Origin of the sequence: Methylobacterium sp. ME121 (assembly GCF_000974725.1) — a bacterium.
GTDB classification, from domain to species: domain Bacteria; phylum Pseudomonadota; class Alphaproteobacteria; order Rhizobiales; family Beijerinckiaceae; genus Methylobacterium; species Methylobacterium radiotolerans.
In genome coordinates this window covers 60,481-76,947 of record NZ_BBUX01000004.1, presented here as the reverse complement: position 1 = coordinate 76,947, position 16,467 = coordinate 60,481, and the positions used below count along the sequence as shown (strand labels likewise).

The following is a 16,467-nucleotide window of genomic DNA, read 5'->3' as shown; positions in this document are numbered from 1 at the left end:
CGCCATGCTCGAACGCCGCCCGCCAACGCCCGGATCCCCGACGGCCTTCGCGGACGGCTCGGAGGCTGACGACGTGCCCTTCGGCGCGCTCCAGCCCTCCGTGGGCATCCGCGACTGGCTGCTCGGCGAGGGCGCGCGGATGCCCAACGCCGAGGAGATGCTGGCCGGGCTCGCCGAGCGCCTGATCGCGATCGGCGTGCCGGTGGACCGGGCCTCCACGGCCATCGACACCCTGCACTCGGAATATGCCGGCGTCGGCCGCATCTGGACCCGGGACGGCGGCACCACCGTGCGGCTGTTCCCGCACGGCGCCCGCTCGACGGACGCCTATCTCAACAGCCCGTTCCACACGGTCCACGAGACCGGCGAGTGGCTGATCCTCGACCTGTCGAAGACCCCGGACGACGCCTACGCGATCGTTCCGGACCTGAAAGCCGGCGGCTACACCCACTACGTGGTGGCGCCCCTGTTCTTCACGAACGGCACGCAGAACGGAATCACCTTCGCCACCCGCGCACCCGAAGGGTTCCGGGACGACGACATCGCGATCCTGCGCTTCGTCATGCCGGCGCTGGCGGCCGTGATGGAGATGCGCGTCCTCAACAAGCAGCTCGACCACGTGCTCCGGCTCTACGTCGGCGACGAGCCGCACCGGGCGATCCTGGCCGGGGACATCCGCCGCGGGCAGGTGACCCGGATCCGCTCGGCGATCCTGTTCGCAGACATGCGCGACTACACCCGCACCACCGCCGACATGACGCCCGAGGAGGCCGTGGGCCTGCTCAACGTGTTCTTCGACTGCCTCGTGCCGCCGATCGAGCGGGAGGGCGGCGAGGTCCTGAAGTATCTCGGCGACGGCCTGCTGGCGATCTTCCGGGAGTCCGGCGACGACCTCGGCGGCGCGGCCAAGGGCGCGCTCACCGCGGCGCAGCACGCCCTGGCGGCCCTCGACGAGGCGAACGCCCTGCACCAGTTCCCGGTGCCGGTGGCCGCGGGCATCGCGCTCCACCACGGCGAGGCCGCCTACGGCAATGTCGGGTCCGGCTCCCGCCTCGACTTCACGGTGATCGGGCGCGACGTGAATCTCGCGAGCCGCATCGCGCAGCTGAACCGCGCCCTCGGCGAGCCGCTGCTGATGTCGAAGCCGTTCGTGGACTTCCTCTGGGGCGACCCGATCCCGCTGGGCGAGCACCGGCTCAACGGCTTCGACGAGCCGATGGCGGTGTTCCGGCCGAAGTTCCTGCGCCCGCGCAGATCCAGCTGACCAGGTCTCCGATCGCGGTCCGGCCCGGTCCCGACGTCGCGCGGCGGCCGCCAACATCCGCTCGCGAGCCCGCAGCGTGCCTGTGCGCCGGCCGCCTCACCACGTCGGCACGAACGGCATCGCGTAGGGGGTGTGCCGGCATCCCCAGACCGGGTCGATCATCTTCGCCATCACGTCCCGTGCCAGGGCGCCGGCGCGTATGGCGACCTCCCTCGGGACGTGGGTCCGTTCGAGGATCTTCAGGCAGGCGTGTCCGCAGGCGCTGTACTGGCCGAGATGGTACGCGTTGAGGGCGAATTCATCGAGCAAGCCGTACTCGTAGACCCAGGGATTCAGGGAGATCCCCTCGCTCGGAAGCGCGAGCGCAAGGCCCGCCTCCGCGTATCGATACCCGTCCGCGAACCGCTTCCTGAGCCTGCAGAACCGACTAGCCCCGTGGCGCGCTTCCGCCCGCGCCGGACGGACGGAGGTCGCGCGCTCGTAGAGCTGCAGCACCCTGTCCTCCGGCTCATCGAGGCGCTCCGCGTTCACCGCGGCCATCAGCAGGTTGAAATAGATCTCCTCGTCCCATCCGCCGAGATCGGCGCGCTTCAGGAAGCATGCGAGGGCCTTCCGATACTCGCCGGCGGCATCGTAGGTGGTCCCGAGGTACATCGTGTACCGGGCGATCATGAAGGGGTCTGTCTCGACCGCCAGCGCCTTCTCGAGGACGGCGATATCCCGCGCGTCCGCAGTCGTGTCGCGGTGCCGGGCGCCGTCGTCGCCCCGGCGCATCGCGAGGGGGAGGATCGGAGTCTCCGACACGCCGGGGCAGCTGAGGAATTCGTGCAGGACGCCCCGGTAGCGCCAGTTCTCCCGGTTGCTGACGAGCTGGTTGCGCCAGTATCGCGTGTGCTCGTCGATGATCTCGAACCGATAGCCGGGCGCGCGCAGCTTCGGCATCGTGAAGTCCGCGGGGATGATCAGCTCATCGTCAGCGTCGATGATCAGGGTGTACTGCGCATGACGCCGCGCGAGTTTCAGGGCCTCGTTTCGATTGTAGGCGAAATCGACCCACGGTCGCTCGACCAGCGCCCCCGGAATGTCCGCGAGCGCCGCGCGGACGATATCCTGGGTTCCGTCCGTCGACCCGGTATCGACGATGACCCAGTGATCGATGAGCGGTCGAACAGAATCGAGGCACCGACGGATAACGTGGGCCTCGTCCTTCACGATCATGGACAAACAGATCGTCGATCCGCGATTTTTCATCCTGACTCTGCCCCACCGCGCGCTCAGAACTCGCATCCGCGGCCGTCGATGCATCTAGCACCGCCGACATGCATTGACAAAGCGATCGATATTGTGGGTAAAGCCTCGATTAAACGGGTCAATCGTCGAAATAAGTACGTGCCGGATACGGATTTATGACGAAATACGGATCCTATATACATGAATCGAGATGATTCGATTTGCCGGAAGTGCGAGACCGGTGCCGGGTACTCCACCGGCTCAGGACGGAGTGCGCGGTCGACCGGCTCCCCTGATCGATCTCGAAAGGCAAGCCGGGCGGCCTTCCGGCCGTCCTGCCGCGGCCCGGAGATCTGCACGCATCGCGCGCGTTTCAGCCCCTGAGCGTCATCGTGCTGCCGGAGACGCCGAAATCGCGCAGGCGCCTCAGGAACGACATGCCCAACAGGCTGGTCGACAGGAGCCCGCGCGGGATCACGACCGCGTCGATGTCCCGCACCGTGATCGATCCGATCTGCACGATCGCGATCCGGATCGGCGCGACGCGGACCGTCCCGTTGGCGGTATTCCAGACGCGCGTGAAATCGGACGGTCCGACTTGGATCCCGATCCGCGCGGCGTCCTCCTCCGAGAACGCGCAGGCGCTCGCCCCCGTATCCACCATCATCGGTAGCGAACGGCCGTCCACGAGGGCGTTGACGAAGAAGTGGCCGTTGCGGCCGGCCTGGAGGGCTACGCCGGCGACGGCAGCGCCCGCGAGATCCGGCTCCGGCGCCGGCGCGATGGCGAGTGCTACCGGCACCGACCGCGCGCCGTCACGCAGCTTCAAGAGTGCCGTGACACCGAGGAAGCCGAGCATGCAGATCAAGAGGATTGTGCGCACGCGAATTCGCCCGTGACGTGGAGTGGCGGCGATCCGCGGAGTTCCCGGATCCCGGCGATGAGATGCCAGACCCGTGAAGGGATGGTGCGCGATCGCGAGCGCGGCCGCGACCGGCGGACGGATTCCGCTCCGCTTGGTGTCCAGTCCGTCACCGCGATCGGCCGATTGTCGCGGGAGAGCCGTCCTGGACGCGGCGCGGGGTTGACCGGCACCGGCCGGGAGGCCACATCTGCATCTGTTCCAGGGAGATCCCCGGCAAGGGGCTGAGAAACCGCTGGCACGTCCGTCAGGACCTGCGGCGCGGAAATCCTTCGAACCTGATCCGGCTCATACCGGCGTAGGGATTGGACCGCGGCCGCCCGAAAGGCAGGCCACAGCTTCTCACAGAAGCAGACGGCCCGGTCCCCGCGACGGCAATTCGCGGAGATGCCCGTGCCCCTCGACCGCCCCGCCTCACCGATCGGCCGCCGCCGCAGCCCCGACGGCTGTGTCGCGCCCGAAACCCTTCCGGCGCGGACCGACGTCGCCGTGGTCGGCGCCGGGCTGATCGGGCTGTCGATCGCGTGGCGCCTCGCCCAGGCCGGCAGCGCCGTGACAGTGCTGGAGCGGGACACGATCGGGGCGGGCGCGAGCCTCGCGGCCACCGGCATGCTGGCCCCGGCGGCCGAGCACGAGCCGGGCTCCGACCCGCTGCTCCCGCTCGCCCTGGACTCGCTCCGGCTCTGGCCCGAGTTCCGCGACGCCCTGGAGGCGGAGTCCGGCCGCGCGATCGACTACCGGGCCGACGGCACCCTGGTGCTGGCGGTCGGCCGCGACGAGGTCGAACGGCTGCGCTTCCGCTACGACCTGCAGCGCCGCTCGGGGCTCGAGGCGACCTGGCTGCCGGGCAGCGAGGTGCGGCGCCTCGAGCCGGGCCTGCGCCCCTCCGTCACTGCCGGCATCCACTGCCCGCTCGACCATCAGGTCGACCCCCGTCTGGTGATGGACGCCCTCACCGAAGCCTGCCGCCGGGCCGGCGTGATCCTGGTGGAGCGGACCCCCGTCACCGCCCTGGACTGGTCGGGCGGCCGCGTGACCGGGATCCGCGCCGGCGACCGCGTCGTCGCGGCGGAGACCGTCATCCTCGCCTCCGGCGCCTGGAGCGGGGAGGGCGGCCTGCTGCCCGACGCGCTCGCCCTGCCGGTCCGCCCGCTGAAGGGCCAGTCCCTGGCCCTGCGCACGACCGCCCGCACCGGTACCCTGGCGCGGATGGTCTGGACCGAGCAGGTCCACATGGCGCCGAAGAGCGACGGCCAACTCATCGTGGGCGCGACGGTCGAGGATTGCGGCTTCCGGCCCGGCGTCACCGCGGGCGGCCTCTACGCCCTGCTCGAGGGTGCCCGCCGGGTGCTGCCCGGCATCGAGGAGATGGAGGTGGAGGCGGTGTGGAGCGGCTACCGTCCGACCTCCGACGACGACGCGCCGATCCTGGACGCGATCGCCCCGGGCCTCGTCGCCGCCACCGGGCATCACCGCAACGGCTACCTGCTCGCCCCGGTCACCGCCGACGCGGTCGCCGCGCTGGTGCTGCGCGGCGCGCTGCCGGCGGTGGCGCGTCCCTTCACCCGCGCGCGCTTCGGCCAGCCGGAAGCGCTGAGGGCCTCGGCATGAAACTGCTCGTCAACGGTGAGCCGCGCGAGTGCGCGGTCGAGACGGTGGACGCCCTGTTCCGCCTCGAGGCGGAAGAGAGCGGCATCGAGAGCCCGCAGGGCGTCGCCATCGCGCTGAACGGCCGGGTTCTGCGCCGCCGGGACTGGGTCGAGACCCCGGTCTCGGAGGGCGACCGCGTCGAGATCGTCCGCGCCATGCAGGGAGGTTGAGCATGGACCAGAGTCACACGCCACCGCGCCCCGAGGGCGGGGACGACAGCCTGACCATCGCCGGGGTGACGCTGTCGTCCCGGCTGTTCATCGGCACCGCCGGCTACCCGACGCAGGCGATCATGCGCGACGCCGTCGCGGCGAGCGGCGCCGACGTGGTCACGGCCTCGATCCGACGGGTCTCGCTCCAGGGCCACGGCTCGGACACGGTCAAGATCCTGAAGGGCAAGCGCTTCCTGCCGAACACGGCCGGCTGCGAGACCGCCCGGGACGCGATCATGACCGCCGAACTCGCCCGCGAGGCGCTCGACACCAACTGGATCAAGGTCGAGGTGATCGGCGACCGCGAGACGCTCTACCCGGACGTGATGGAGCTGATCGAGGCCTGCCGCCATCTCGTGGACGACGGCTTCGTGGTGCTGCCCTACTGCAACGACGACCCGATCGTGTGCCAGCGCCTGGAGGATGTCGGCTGCGCCGCCGTGATGCCCATGGGCTCGCTGATCGGCTCCGGGATGGGTGTCGCCAACCCGGCCAACCTCGAGCTGATCTGCCGCCGGGCGACGGTGCCGGTGGTGGTCGATGCCGGCATCGGCACCGCCTCGGACGCGGTGATCGCCATGGAGCTCGGCGCCTCCGCCTGCCTGATCAACACCGCCGTCGCCAAAGCCGACGATCCGGTGCGGATGGCCCGCGCCATGGGCCGGGCCGTGGAGGCCGGGCGCGACGCGCACCGCGCCGGGCGGATCCCCCGCCGCGGCCGGGCGGAGCCGTCGAGCCCGCAGCTGGGCCTCGTCGGCTCGTGAGGGCGCTGCCGTCGCCGCTGCTCACGGTGACGGATCGGCACGGGCATCCGCGGCCCCTCGCCGAGACCGTGCAGGCGGTCCTCGACGGCGGCGGGCGCTGGATCTGGTTCCGCGACAAGGACCTGGAGCCGGAAGCGCGTCGGCGCCTCGGCGCGGGCGTCGCCGCGCGCGTGCGGGCCCTGGGGGGCTTCCTGACGGTCGGCGGCGACGTCGCGCTGGCGCGGGCGCTGGAGGCCGACGGCGCGCATCTCGGCGGCGGCGCGGGGCCGGAGGCGATCGCCGCGGCGCGGTCGGCGCTCGGTCCGAGCGCGCTGATCGGCGTCTCGGTCCACGCGCCGCGCGAGGCCGCGGCCGCCGCGCAGGCCGGGGCCGATTACGTCACCCTCAGCCCGATCTACGCGACCGCGAGCAAACCCGGCTACGGGCCGGCGCTGGGTCTCGAGGGACTCACGGATAGCCTCGGCGCCGGCCTGCCCGTGGTGGCGCTCGGCGGTCTCGGTCCCGGGGCGGTCGGGCCCTGTCGCGCGGCCGGGGCGGCGGGTTTCGCTATCATGGGCGGCCTGATGCGAGCCGCGGATCCCATCGAAGCGACACGGGCGCTCCTGAAGGTCTGGGGCGCCGCGGAGACGTCGGCGGCTCGGACCGCCACGTAGATCTCCGCCACACCGTGAAAGTCAGCCGCCGGCTCTGCGAGCACAGCGAAGCCATCCGGGGACGCGCGACGTCCGGCGATGCCGCGCGGCCCTCGATCGCCCGCGCCGCGCTAGAACGGCCGATGCTGGGGCAGCACTAGGAGCTGGTAGGCCCGTAGGGCGGCCGCGGGATCGCCCGGTGCGCTGCGCGGAGCGCCGCCGACCAGCGCTCGCGCAGATCGTGGAAATAGCCCTCGCCGGCCTCGATCCGGTGATTCACCTCGAGCGTCAGCGCGTTCCGGCGGGCGACCGCGATGTCGATCGGCAGGCCAACACCGAGGTTCGACCGCATGGTCGAGTCCATCGAGACGAGGCTCACCTTGAGGGCGTCGTAGAGGTCGGTCGTGTACTTCACCGCCCGGTCGAGGATCGGCTTGCCGTACTTGTGCTCACCGATCTGGAGGAACGGCGCGTCAGTGCTGCACTCGATGAAGTTGCCCGCCGAGTAGATCAGGTACAGCCGCATCTCGCCGTCCCCGATCTGGCCGCCGAACAGCAGCGAGATCGAGAAGCGGATGTTGGCCGCCTCGAACCCGTCCTTCTCGATGGCGCGCACCCGCCGGATGGCGCGGCCGATCAGCTGTGCCGCCTGGAACATGGTCGGCGCCTCGACGAGTTTCTGCAGCGGCTCGCCCTCCTCCTCGCCGGGGACACCCTCCTGGAGCAAGCTGAGGACCGACTGGGTGATCGAGAGGTTGCCCGCGGAGGCGAGCATCATCACCCGCTCGCCGGGAACGTTGAAATGGTGGAGCTTGCGGTAGGTCGAGATATCGTCGAGCCCCGCATTGGTGCGGGTATCGGCGACCATGACCAACCCTTCCTCCACCAGGACACCGACGCAGTAGGTCATCGTCTTCGGGCTCTCGTGCGGTCGGCGGACCGGTGTCGGAACGATCAGGATTGAGCGGCGGCCCTGCCTTGCTCGACCCGCAGCTTCACGTCCAGTGTCTCGGTGCCACCGCCGGTGCGGCTGCCGCGAATCGGCGCGGCCCCGAGGTAGTCCAGGCCGGTGGCGACGCGGATGTAATTGTCCGCCGGGCTCACGTCGTAGCACGGGTCGAACGCCACCCAACCGAGATCCGGCACCAGGGCCTCGACCCACCCGTGGGGCGCCTCGACATCCGCCTGCCCGTCGTCCCGGGCCCGGTAGCCGGCGACGTAGCGGGCCGGGACGCCGATGTGACGCGCGGCGGCGATGAAGACGTGCGCGAGGTCCTGACAGACGCCGCTTCCGGCCGCGAACGCCTTGGCGGCCGGCACCGCGTTGCTCGCAGGTCCGGCCTCGTAGGCCACCGCGCCGTGGACTGCCCCCATCAGCCGGTGGAGCAAGCCGAGGACGGCGCCGTCGCCCTCGGCGGCAACGCGCTCCGCGAAGGCGTGCAGCTCCGGGCTGGCGGCACACAGGTCCGTGTCGCGGAGGTAGAACTCGTCCGGCAGGCGCTCCACCGTTCCGCGGACGACGCCGTGCGTGTCGTCGGTATCGACCTCGCCGGTGACCCGGATGGTCAGGGCGTCGGCCGGCTCGTCCGGGGTGAACCAGTGGACGACGTTGCCGAACCCGTCCTCGCGGGCAGTCAGCCGCCCGTCGACAGTGGTATCGATTCGCCACCCGCGGACGTACTGCCCGTCATGATCCCGCGGCGTCAGCCGTAGGACCTGCACGAGCCCGCGGGCCGGCTGCTCGTAGGTGTAGATGGTCTCGTGAACCACGCGGATGCGCATGCGCCGTCCCGTCCGTCTCGTTCAGCCGACCAGATACTGCTTGGCGATCGCCTCGCCCACCCTGTTGTTCTCGGCGATGAACGCCTCGACGAACTCGTGCAGCCCCGTGGCGAAGACCCGGTCGATGTCCTCGCCCTCCAGCTTCGCCAGCATGTTGCCCGCGAGGCGCTGGCTCGGTCCCCGGCGGCCGTAGGCGTCGGCGATCAGGTCGAGATACTCGACGATCACGCCGTAGCAGTTCGCGAAGGAGCGCGGCATCTGCTTGTTGAGCATCAGGAGGTCGGCCACCAGCAGCGGCTTGATGCTCTCCCGGTAGACCCAGTGGTAGGCGTTGAAGGCCGACACTTCGCGCAGGATCGTGGTCCACTGGAAGTAGTCGAGGCTGCCGCCCACCGTCTCGTCGTGCGGCAGCAGGATCTGGTACTTGACGTCGAGGATCCGGGCGGTGTTGTCGGCCCGCTCGATCGCCGTGCCGAGCCGCGTGAACCAAAAGGCGTCGTTGCGCAGCATCGTCCGGAAGGCCGAGCCGTCGAAGGTGAGCGAGACCGTCTTCACCCAGTCGAGGAAGCGGCCGAACTCGTCGCGGTTGAGGTCCTTGCCGGAATAGTTGCGCAGCTCCAGCCACGCGCCGTTGATCGCGTCCCACATCTCGGTGGTCAGCGCGGTGCGCACCGAGCGGGCATTCTCGCGGGCCGCCTCGATGCAGGAGCGGATCGAGGACGGGTTGTGCGGGCTGAAGGCCAGGAAGTCGCAGACCGTGTCGGCGTTGACCGCGCTGTAGTGCGTCTTGAACGCGTCGGGGTCGCCGGCCGAGGCGAGGGCCGATTCCCACTCGTTGCTCCCGCCGCCGCCGTAGCTCGTCGGCAGCGACGCGAAGCGGTGCGCCGCGTCGAGGATGCGGGCGACGAAATCGGCGCGCTCGACGTAGCGCGAGAGCCAGAAGAGGTTGTCGGCAGTCCTGGAGAGCATCGGTCTTCAGCCAAGTCGTGCGGACCACAATGTCCGCGCCTCGGAACGTCGGGACGGCCTGGACCTCAGGCGTCGAGCACCCAGGTGTCCTTCGTGCCACCGCCCTGGCTGGAATTGACCACCAGGGAGCCTTCCTTCAGCGCCACCCGGGTCAGGCCGCCCGGGACGATGCGGATCTTGTCGGCCCCGCACAGCACGAAGGGCCTCAGGTCGACGTGGCGGGGCGCGACGCCCGAGGCCACGAAGGTCGGGCAGGTGGAGAGCGACAGGGTCGGCTGGGCGATGAACCCGTCCGGGGCGTGCTTGAGCTTCTTGGCGAAGTCGTCGAGCTCGCGCTTGCTGGCGTGCGGCCCGACCAGCATCCCGTAGCCGCCCGAGCCGTTGACCTCCTTCACCACCAGGTCGGACAGGTTGTCCATCACGTACGCGAAGGCGTCCTTCTCGCGGCAGCGGTAGGTCGGCACGTTGTGCAGGATCGGCTCCTCGCCGGTGAAGAACTTCACGATCTCGGGCATGTAGCTGTAGACCGCCTTATCGTCCGAGATGCCGGTCCCGACCGCGTTGGCGAGGGTCACCGAGCCGCGCTCGTAGGCGTTCATCAGCCCCGGCACGCCGAGGACCGAATCCGGGCGGAAGACCAGCGGGTCGAGGAAGTCGTCGTCGAGGCGGCGGTAGATCACGTCGACCTTCCGCGGCCCCTCGGTGGTGCGCATGTAGACGACGTCGTCCTTGGTGAAGAGGTCGGACGCCTCCACCAGCTCGACGCCGAGCTTGTCGGCCAGGAACGAGTGCTCGTAGAACGCGGAATTGTAGCGCCCGGGGGTCAGGAGCACGACGGTCGGGTCGCGGGTCGCCGAGCCCGGCGCGAGGCTGCGCAGCGTGGCGAGCAGGGCGTCCGGGTAGTTCTCCACCGGCGCGACCCGGTGCTTCGAGAACAGGTCCGGGAACAGGCGCAGCATCACCTCCCGGTTCTCCAGCATGTAGGAGACTCCCGAGGGGATGCGGGCGTTGTCCTCCAGCACGAAGAAGTCGTTCTCGCCGGTCCGGACGATGTCGATGCCCGCGATGTGGACGTAGAGGTCGTGCGGCACGCGGAAGGACCGCATCTCCATGCGGTAATGGGCGTTGCGGTAGACGAGGTCGGCCGGGATGATGCCGGCCTTGATGCATTCCTGGGCGCCGTAGATGTCCTTCAGGAACAGGTTGATGGCCGTGACCCGCTGCGTCAGCCCGCGCTCCAGGAAAGCCCATTCCGGCTTGGTGATCACCCGGGGGATGATGTCGAACGGGATCAGCCGCTCGGTCGATTCGTTGTCGCCGTAGACCGCGAAGGTGATGCCGATCCGGCGGAACAGCAGCTCGGCCTGGCTGCGGCGGGTGTTGAAGTGCTCCGGCGGCGTCGAGTCCAGCCACGCCTTGAGCTGGCCGTAGGCGTCGCGAACGGCGGCCGGATCGGCGGCGCCGGTGCCGAGTCCGTTCATCTCGTCGAAGGCCGTCACCGCCATCTCGCTCCTCCCGTACGCTCCCGCTCTTGAGGCAAGAGGCGCGCCACCCGTTCATGGCTATATCCGCGGGCGATAACGCTCAAGGCGGCCGGAGGATCAGATCAGCTTGAGGCCTTTCAGGCTGGCGTGACCGTTTCGGCCGAGGATCACGTGGTCGTGGACGACGATCTTGAGCGGCGCCAGGACCGCCACGATCTCGCGGGTCATCGCCACGTCGGCCGCGGAGGGGGCCGGGTCGCCGGACGGGTGGTTGTGGGCCAGGATGATGGCCGTGGCCGACAATTCGAGCGCCCGGCGGGCGACTTCGCGCGGATAGACAGGCGTGTGGTCGACGGTGCCGCGTCCCTGCACCTCGTCGGCGATGAGGTGGTTGCGCTTGTCGAGGAACAGGACGCGGAACTCCTCGCGCGGGGCGAACGCCATGGTGGCGCGCAGGTACTCGTGCAGCGCGCTCCACGAGCCCAGGAGCGCGCGCTCCCGGATCGCGCCCCGGGCGAGCCGCCGCGCCGCGGCCTCGATCACCTTGAGGTCGGACGCGACCCCGGCGCTCACGCCCTCCACTTCCATCAGCCGCGCCGGCTCGGCGCTGACCACCTCGGCGAAGCTGCCGAACCGGGCGACCAGCGCCTTGGCGAGGGGCTTGACGTCCCGCCGGGGTATCGCCCGGAACAGGACCAGCTCCAGCAGCTCGTAATCGGGCAGCGCGTCGGCCCCCGCCGTTGCGAACTTCTCCCGCAGGCGGTCGCGATGGCCGTGGTAGTGCGGCGCCTCCTTCTCGACCGGGGACGGGGCGGCGCTGTCGGCGAACAGCCCCGCCTCACCGTCGTCCGGCCGCGGCGACACGGCCGGTCAGGCGGCCGGGTTGACGGGCTGATGCAGCCCCTTCGGCGAGATCGTGAAGATCTCGACGCCGGTCTCGGTGACGCCGACCGTGTGCTCGAACTGGGCGGAGAGCGAGCGGTCGCGGGTCACGGCGGTCCAGCCGTCGCCCAGGACCTTCACGGCGGGCCGGCCGAGATTGATCATCGGCTCGATCGTGAAGAACTGTCCGGGCTTGAACGGCACGTCGTAGCTGGCCTCGACGTAGTGCAGGATCGTGGGCGCGTCGTGATAGGTGCGCCCGAGGCCGTGGCCGCAGAAGTCGCGCACCACCGAGCAGCGCTCGCCCTCGGCGTAAGACTGGATCGCCCGGCCGATATCGTTGGTCGAGCCGCCGGGCTTCACGGCGGCGACGCCGCGCATCAGCGCCTCGTAGGTGATCTCGCACAGGCGCTGGGCCTTGCGGGGCACCTCGCCGACATAGGCCATCCGGCTCGAATCGCCGTGCCAGCCGTCGAGGATCAGGCAGATGTCGAGGTTGACGATGTCGCCCTCGCGCAGCGGTTTGTCGTTGGGGATGCCGTGGCAGACCACGTGGTTGATCGAGGTGCAGATCGACTTCGGATAGCCGCGGTAGAGGAGCGAGGCCGGATAGGCGCCGTGATCCATCGCGAAGGTGTAGGCGAGCTTGTCGAGCTCCTCGGTAGTGACGCCGGGCTGCGTCGCCTCCATCAGCAGGTCGAGGGCCTCGGCGGTGAGCCGCCCCGCGCGGCGCATGCCCTCGAATCCCTCGGAACCGTGGATCGGCGGTTCCGGGGCGCGGCGCGCACCCTGCGCACTGGCCTGTTCCTGCTGCATGATCGGGACTTTTTTCGCGGCGGCGTCAATCGGGCTCCGCCTTATGTACGGCGCGGGGCGCGGGAGTCCAAGCCGCATCGGTCACCGGTCGGGCGAGGCTTGCGCCGGTCGCGGGGCTGGCGGCATAAGCGGCCGCGAGACGCCCGGGTGCGCGCAGGCAGATTCGCCGCGCGGTCGGTCGCGGGGCAGGCGAGGGCCGGATGGCAGGCAAGGCGGTACCGCACTTCCACAACGAGCCGGGCGTGCCGGTGATCACCGTGGGCGTGAAGGAGTTCATGTGCATCGGCGCGCTGCCGCCGTTCGACCACCCGCACGTGTTCCTCGACATGGGCGCCGACAGCGAGATCATCTGCCAGTACTGCTCGACGCTCTACCGGTACAGGGCCGGTCTGAAGGCCGATCAGGCGGAGCCGCAGGCCTGTGTGTGGCGGGACGACGCCAAGGTCGCGGCGGAGTAGGCGCCGCCGACCGTGCCCTCTGGCAGTCCATCTCTGCGGATCGGGATCGTCGGGGCCGGGATCGGCGGCCTGACGGCGGCGCTGGCTCTGTCGGATGCCGGCCACGCCGTCACGGTGATCGAGCGCCGGACCGGCTTCAGCGAGGTCGGGGCCGGGATCCAGATCTCGCCCAACGCGAGCCGGATCCTGGCCGGGCTCGGGCTCTCTGCGGCCCTGCGTCGGGCGGCGAGCGAGCCGCCCGCCGTCGAGGTGCGCGCCCTCGACAGCGGCCGCCGCATCGGCGGCGTGGCGCTCGGCGCGCAGGCGCTGAGCCGGTTCGGCGCGCCCTACTACGTGATCCACCGCGCCGACCTGCAGACGCTGCTGCTCGACGCGCTCCGGAGTCGCTCGACGATCCGCCTGCTGATGGGCCGCACCGTCACGGCCGTGTCCCGGACGGCCTCGGAGGCCGTCCTCACCGTCGAGGGCGCGAGCGGGGCCCAGCCGGCCGCCTTCGACCTCGTGGTCGGCGCGGACGGGCTGCGGTCGCGCCTGCGCGCGCATCTCGATCCGGCCCCGCTCCGGCCCGGACAGGCCGCGGCGTGGCGGGCGCTGATCCCCATGGAGGCGGCCCCGCAGGCGCTGCGCGGCGCCGCCACCGGCCTGTGGCTCGGCCGCGGCCGGCACGTGGTGCATTACCCGGTGCGGGACGGGCAGTTCCTCAACGTGGTGGCGGTCGTGCCCGAAGCGGTGGGCGACGAGGGCTGGGGCCGGCTCGGCGAGCCGGCCGTGCTGCGCGGGCATCTGCGCGGCTGCGCCGCGCCGCTGCGCGACCTCCTGAGCCTGCCGGATTCCTGGCTGGTCTGGTCGCTCGCCGACCGGGCCGTGGCGCGCCCGCTCGCCCGCGACCGGCTCGCGCTGATCGGCGATGCTGCCCACCCGGTGCTGCCCTACCTCGCACAGGGCGCGGCCCTGGCGATCGAGGACGCCGCGATCCTGACCCGCGCCCTCGCGGACCACGCCGACGTGCCGGCCGCGCTCGCGGCGTTCTCGGGCGCGCGGACCGCCCGGGTGCGACGGGTTCAGAAGGCGGCGCGGAGCAACGGCCGGACTTACCACGCCGGCGGCGTGGTGGCGTTCGTGCGCAACGCCGTGATGGCCCGCCTCGGCCCGGACGGCATGCGGGACCGCTACGCGTGGCTGTACGGCTGGACGCCCCCCGCTTGATCGGACCCGCCGCCCCCGCTACCGAGGGCGCATGCGGACGTGGCGGAACCGGTAGACGCACGAGACTTAAAATCTTGCGGCCGCGAGGCCGTGCGGGTTCGAGTCCCGCCGTCCGCACCAGCACGCATCGCGACGCCGGACCGGGGCTCCGGAGGGGAATGGCGTGGTCTACGTGCTCATCATCATGCTGGCCGGCTCGGGCTCGGCGATCGGGTCCGTGGAGTTCAACACCCGGCAGGCCTGCGAGGCCGCCGCGAAGCAGATCGCGGACGCCGAACGGCCCTATGGCGGCGCCTCCCCGGTCACCGTGTGCGCGCCGAAGGGGTGAGCGCCGGGCGGTCCGGAATGCGCGGGATCGGTCGCATTCGAGCGATCGCCGAAACCGGCTCTTCGCGCCTCCCTGCCAGGGTCAGGCCCGGGAGATTCCGGCATGATCGACGCCCTTCAGACCGCCGCGACCGGCATGACCCGGGCCACCGATCGGCTCGGGAAGGCCGCCGAGACCATCGCGGCGAGCGGCGCGCCCGTCGGCGACGCGGGCCTGCCGCCGGCCGCGCAGGTGGACCTGTCGGGGGCCGCGCTGGACCTGATCGGGTCGAGGTCGGCCTTCGCGCTGAACGCCGCGGTGGCGCGCTCCGCCGACCGCATGATGGGTCAGCTCCTCGACGTCACCGCCTGAGGGCGGGGAGGGCGAGACCGGCCAGGATCGCGGCCGCCGCGAAGAGCAGCGTCACGCCGACGAGGCGGTAGGCCACGACCCCCACCACGCCGCCCGCCAGGAAGGCGCCCACGGTCGAGAGGTACAGCCGCAGCCGCACCGGATCGTGGGCCTTCAGCGGGTCGGCGCCCGGCGCGCCGCGATCGAGCCAGCGCGCGAGCTCGATGCCGATATCGGTGATCATGCCGGTCACGTGCGTGGTCCGGACCCGCGACTCGGAGATCTTGGTCACGGCCGCGTTCTGGAGACCGAGGACGAAGCTCAGGCCGAGCACGAGGGCGTGGCTCCGTGCCGGCTCGTGGAGCGGCAGCACGAGCAGGCCGACGGCGACGAGGAGGATCGCCTCCGCGCAGACTCCGTAGGCGTAGGCGCCCGGACGGCGCCCGCGGCGGCGGCGGCGGATCAGCAGCGTCGCGGTGGCGGCGCCGAGGACGAACAGGATGACGAGCAGGCCCGCCTGCAAGGCCAGCAGAAGGTCACCCGTGCCGGTCCGGTCGGAGATGGCCGAGACGTTCCCGGTCATGTTCGAGGCGTAGAGGCCCACGGCGTAGAAGCCGGCGGTGTTCAACGCGCCGGCCACCCCGGCGAGGGAGAGGGCGAGCGCCCTGTCGGCCTCCGGGGTGCGCGTCTCGCCTTCGTGGACCAGCATGGACCCGTCGATGACCCGTCGGTGGGTGCGGACCGCCGGATTCGGCCGGCGCCGCCACCGTCTTAAGCCACGCGCCCGGGCCCCGTCACGGCGCCCGGCGCAACCCCCGGCTCACCAGCCGCGATAGCCGTAGCCACCCTCGTATTCGCCGCGCCAGTGGCGGGCCGGGCCGTAGCCGACCGGGACCCGCTCGTAGGTCACGGTCCGGCGGGTGGCGTAGACCGGCGCCTCCTCCTCGTAGACGCGGTAGACTGGGGCCGGCCGCACGACCACGGGGGCCGGGGCGTAGCCGTAATCCGCGTCGCCGTAACCGTAGCTGGGCGCCGCGTGGGCCTGGGTCGCGGCGCCGATCAGGGCGCCGGCCGCGAGGCCGCCGATGATGCCGGCCGCGATGGCGCCGCCGCCGCGGGCCTCGGCGGCGGTGGAGGCCAGGGTGCCCGCGCCGATCAGCGCGGCGGCCGAGAGCAGAGCGATGCGTGTCATGACCTGTCTCCGGTGGGTGCGGGGAGCGCCTGCGGCGCCCCGGATCACACGAGGGACAATGCCGCGCCCGCGCTGCACCGAAGCTGAAGCCGGCCTGCAGCCACGGTTCAGCTTGTCGGCCCGGCCTCCGGATCGGGGGCGGTCCGGACGTAGCCGCGGGAGATCAGGCGGCTGCGCTCGCGCGTGCGCCGCTCCGCCTCCATCAGGTCGGACAGGGCGTCGGCGATCGCGCAGCGCAGGGCGATCCCGGCATCGCCGCCCGCGAAGCCGAGATAGGCGGAGCTGATCGCCTCGACGGGGCATACGTGATCGTCGCGCTGGGCCAGGACCTGGGTCAGCATCGGGT

The 16,467-nt window shown here is 71.2% G+C and carries 20 protein-coding genes, 1 tRNA gene and 1 riboswitch; of the genes, 10 read left to right on the top strand and 11 right to left on the bottom strand.

Annotation, left to right across the window (positions count from 1 at the left end; all coding sequences use genetic code 11):
* The first annotated feature begins 4 nt into the window (after positions 1 to 4).
* Complete coding sequence (locus ME121_RS05235; protein WP_024831064.1) at positions 5 to 1,264, top strand: adenylate/guanylate cyclase domain-containing protein; 1,260 nt, start codon at positions 5 to 7, stop codon at positions 1,262 to 1,264.
* 96 nt (positions 1,265 to 1,360) lie between these two features.
* On the opposite strand, the gene ME121_RS05230 is transcribed toward ME121_RS05235, so the two are convergent.
* Together ME121_RS05230 and ME121_RS05225 are read right to left on the bottom strand one after the other, a co-directional pair.
* Positions 1,361 to 2,482, bottom strand: a complete 1,122-nt coding sequence (locus tag ME121_RS05230) for a glycosyltransferase (protein ID WP_106427808.1) — start codon at positions 2,480 to 2,482, stop codon at positions 1,361 to 1,363.
* Between the two features lie 385 nt (positions 2,483 to 2,867).
* Positions 2,868 to 3,377, bottom strand: a complete 510-nt coding sequence (locus tag ME121_RS05225) for a TIGR02281 family clan AA aspartic protease (protein ID WP_245337785.1) — start codon at positions 3,375 to 3,377, stop codon at positions 2,868 to 2,870.
* 233 nt (positions 3,378 to 3,610) lie between these two features.
* Positions 3,611 to 3,739, top strand: a riboswitch (TPP riboswitch).
* Positions 3,740 to 3,803: 64 nt separating this feature from the next.
* Between ME121_RS05225 and thiO the strand changes: the two genes are divergently transcribed.
* Genes thiO through ME121_RS05205 form a run of 4 tightly spaced genes read left to right on the top strand, consistent with a single transcriptional unit; the run spans position 3,804 to position 6,695 of the window.
* On the top strand, positions 3,804 to 5,027 hold the full coding sequence (gene thiO, locus ME121_RS05220) for a glycine oxidase ThiO (RefSeq protein WP_059408446.1): 1,224 nt from the start codon (positions 3,804 to 3,806) through the stop codon (positions 5,025 to 5,027).
* Complete coding sequence (gene thiS / locus ME121_RS05215) at positions 5,024 to 5,236, top strand: sulfur carrier protein ThiS (protein WP_012317585.1); 213 nt, start codon at positions 5,024 to 5,026, stop codon at positions 5,234 to 5,236. The genes thiO and thiS overlap by 4 nt, the downstream gene beginning before the upstream one ends.
* A 2-nt stretch (positions 5,237 to 5,238) precedes the next feature.
* The gene (locus ME121_RS05210) at positions 5,239 to 6,042 is read left to right on the top strand and encodes a thiazole synthase (protein WP_012317586.1); all 804 of its coding nucleotides are present in this window, start codon (positions 5,239 to 5,241) and stop codon (positions 6,040 to 6,042) included.
* Entirely contained in the window at positions 6,039 to 6,695 is a 657-nt protein-coding gene (locus ME121_RS05205; RefSeq protein WP_059408445.1) for a thiamine phosphate synthase, read from the top strand. The genes ME121_RS05210 and ME121_RS05205 overlap by 4 nt, the downstream gene beginning before the upstream one ends.
* Before the next feature lie 136 nt (positions 6,696 to 6,831).
* Here the strand turns inward: ME121_RS05205 and ME121_RS05200 are convergent, their stop codons facing one another.
* From ME121_RS05200 to map, 6 genes are all read right to left on the bottom strand, one after another.
* Complete coding sequence (locus tag ME121_RS05200; protein WP_012317588.1) at positions 6,832 to 7,584, bottom strand: proteasome-type protease; 753 nt, start codon at positions 7,582 to 7,584, stop codon at positions 6,832 to 6,834.
* Between the two features lie 44 nt (positions 7,585 to 7,628).
* Positions 7,629 to 8,456, bottom strand: a complete 828-nt coding sequence (locus ME121_RS05195) for a transglutaminase family protein (RefSeq protein WP_012317589.1) — start codon at positions 8,454 to 8,456, stop codon at positions 7,629 to 7,631.
* Between the two features lie 21 nt (positions 8,457 to 8,477).
* Positions 8,478 to 9,425 carry an alpha-E domain-containing protein gene (locus ME121_RS05190; RefSeq protein ID WP_012317590.1) on the bottom strand — a complete coding sequence of 316 codons (948 nt, stop codon included), beginning with the start codon at positions 9,423 to 9,425 and terminating at the stop codon, positions 8,478 to 8,480.
* A 65-nt stretch (positions 9,426 to 9,490) separates the two neighbouring features.
* Entirely contained in the window at positions 9,491 to 10,930 is a 1,440-nt protein-coding gene (locus ME121_RS05185; protein WP_024831059.1) for a circularly permuted type 2 ATP-grasp protein, read from the bottom strand.
* Between the two features lie 96 nt (positions 10,931 to 11,026).
* A complete protein-coding gene (radC, locus tag ME121_RS05180; RefSeq protein ID WP_012317592.1) occupies positions 11,027 to 11,773 on the bottom strand; it encodes a RadC family protein in 747 nt (248 codons plus the stop codon).
* Between the two features lie 6 nt (positions 11,774 to 11,779).
* The gene (gene map / locus ME121_RS05175; RefSeq protein ID WP_059408444.1) at positions 11,780 to 12,607 is read right to left on the bottom strand and encodes a type I methionyl aminopeptidase; all 828 of its coding nucleotides are present in this window, start codon (positions 12,605 to 12,607) and stop codon (positions 11,780 to 11,782) included.
* Between the two features lie 200 nt (positions 12,608 to 12,807).
* On the opposite strand from map, the gene ME121_RS05170 reads away from it, so the two are divergent.
* The 5 genes from ME121_RS05170 to ME121_RS05155 all read left to right on the top strand — a co-directional run bounded on the left by ME121_RS05170 (position 12,808) and on the right by ME121_RS05155 (position 14,950).
* Positions 12,808 to 13,065: a zinc-finger domain-containing protein gene (locus tag ME121_RS05170; protein WP_024831057.1), complete on the top strand. Its 258-nt coding sequence runs from the start codon at positions 12,808 to 12,810 to the stop codon at positions 13,063 to 13,065.
* Between the two features lie 12 nt (positions 13,066 to 13,077).
* Positions 13,078 to 14,271: an FAD-dependent monooxygenase gene (locus tag ME121_RS05165; protein ID WP_059408443.1), complete on the top strand. Its 1,194-nt coding sequence runs from the start codon at positions 13,078 to 13,080 to the stop codon at positions 14,269 to 14,271.
* Positions 14,272 to 14,304: 33 nt separating this feature from the next.
* A tRNA-Leu gene (locus ME121_RS05160) sits at positions 14,305 to 14,391 on the top strand.
* Positions 14,392 to 14,434: 43 nt separating this feature from the next.
* On the top strand, positions 14,435 to 14,599 hold the full coding sequence (locus ME121_RS33300; protein WP_012317596.1) for a hypothetical protein: 165 nt from the start codon (positions 14,435 to 14,437) through the stop codon (positions 14,597 to 14,599).
* 102 nt (positions 14,600 to 14,701) lie between these two features.
* Positions 14,702 to 14,950 (top strand): hypothetical protein, encoded by a 249-nt coding sequence (locus ME121_RS05155; protein ID WP_012317597.1) that lies wholly within the window; start codon positions 14,702 to 14,704, stop codon positions 14,948 to 14,950.
* On the opposite strand, the gene ME121_RS05150 is transcribed toward ME121_RS05155, so the two are convergent.
* The 3 genes from ME121_RS05150 to ME121_RS05140 form a co-directional block, all read right to left on the bottom strand.
* Positions 14,940 to 15,638, bottom strand: coding sequence for a YoaK family protein (locus ME121_RS05150; RefSeq protein WP_012317598.1), 699 nt, complete (start codon positions 15,636 to 15,638; stop codon positions 14,940 to 14,942). The genes ME121_RS05155 and ME121_RS05150 overlap by 11 nt on opposite strands.
* Positions 15,639 to 15,749: 111 nt before the next feature.
* The gene (locus ME121_RS05145) at positions 15,750 to 16,121 is read right to left on the bottom strand and encodes a hypothetical protein (RefSeq protein WP_029361406.1); all 372 of its coding nucleotides are present in this window, start codon (positions 16,119 to 16,121) and stop codon (positions 15,750 to 15,752) included.
* A 107-nt stretch (positions 16,122 to 16,228) separates the two neighbouring features.
* Positions 16,229 to 16,462: a hypothetical protein gene (locus tag ME121_RS05140; RefSeq protein WP_012317600.1), complete on the bottom strand. Its 234-nt coding sequence runs from the start codon at positions 16,460 to 16,462 to the stop codon at positions 16,229 to 16,231.
* Between the last annotated feature and the right edge of the window lie 5 nt (positions 16,463 to 16,467).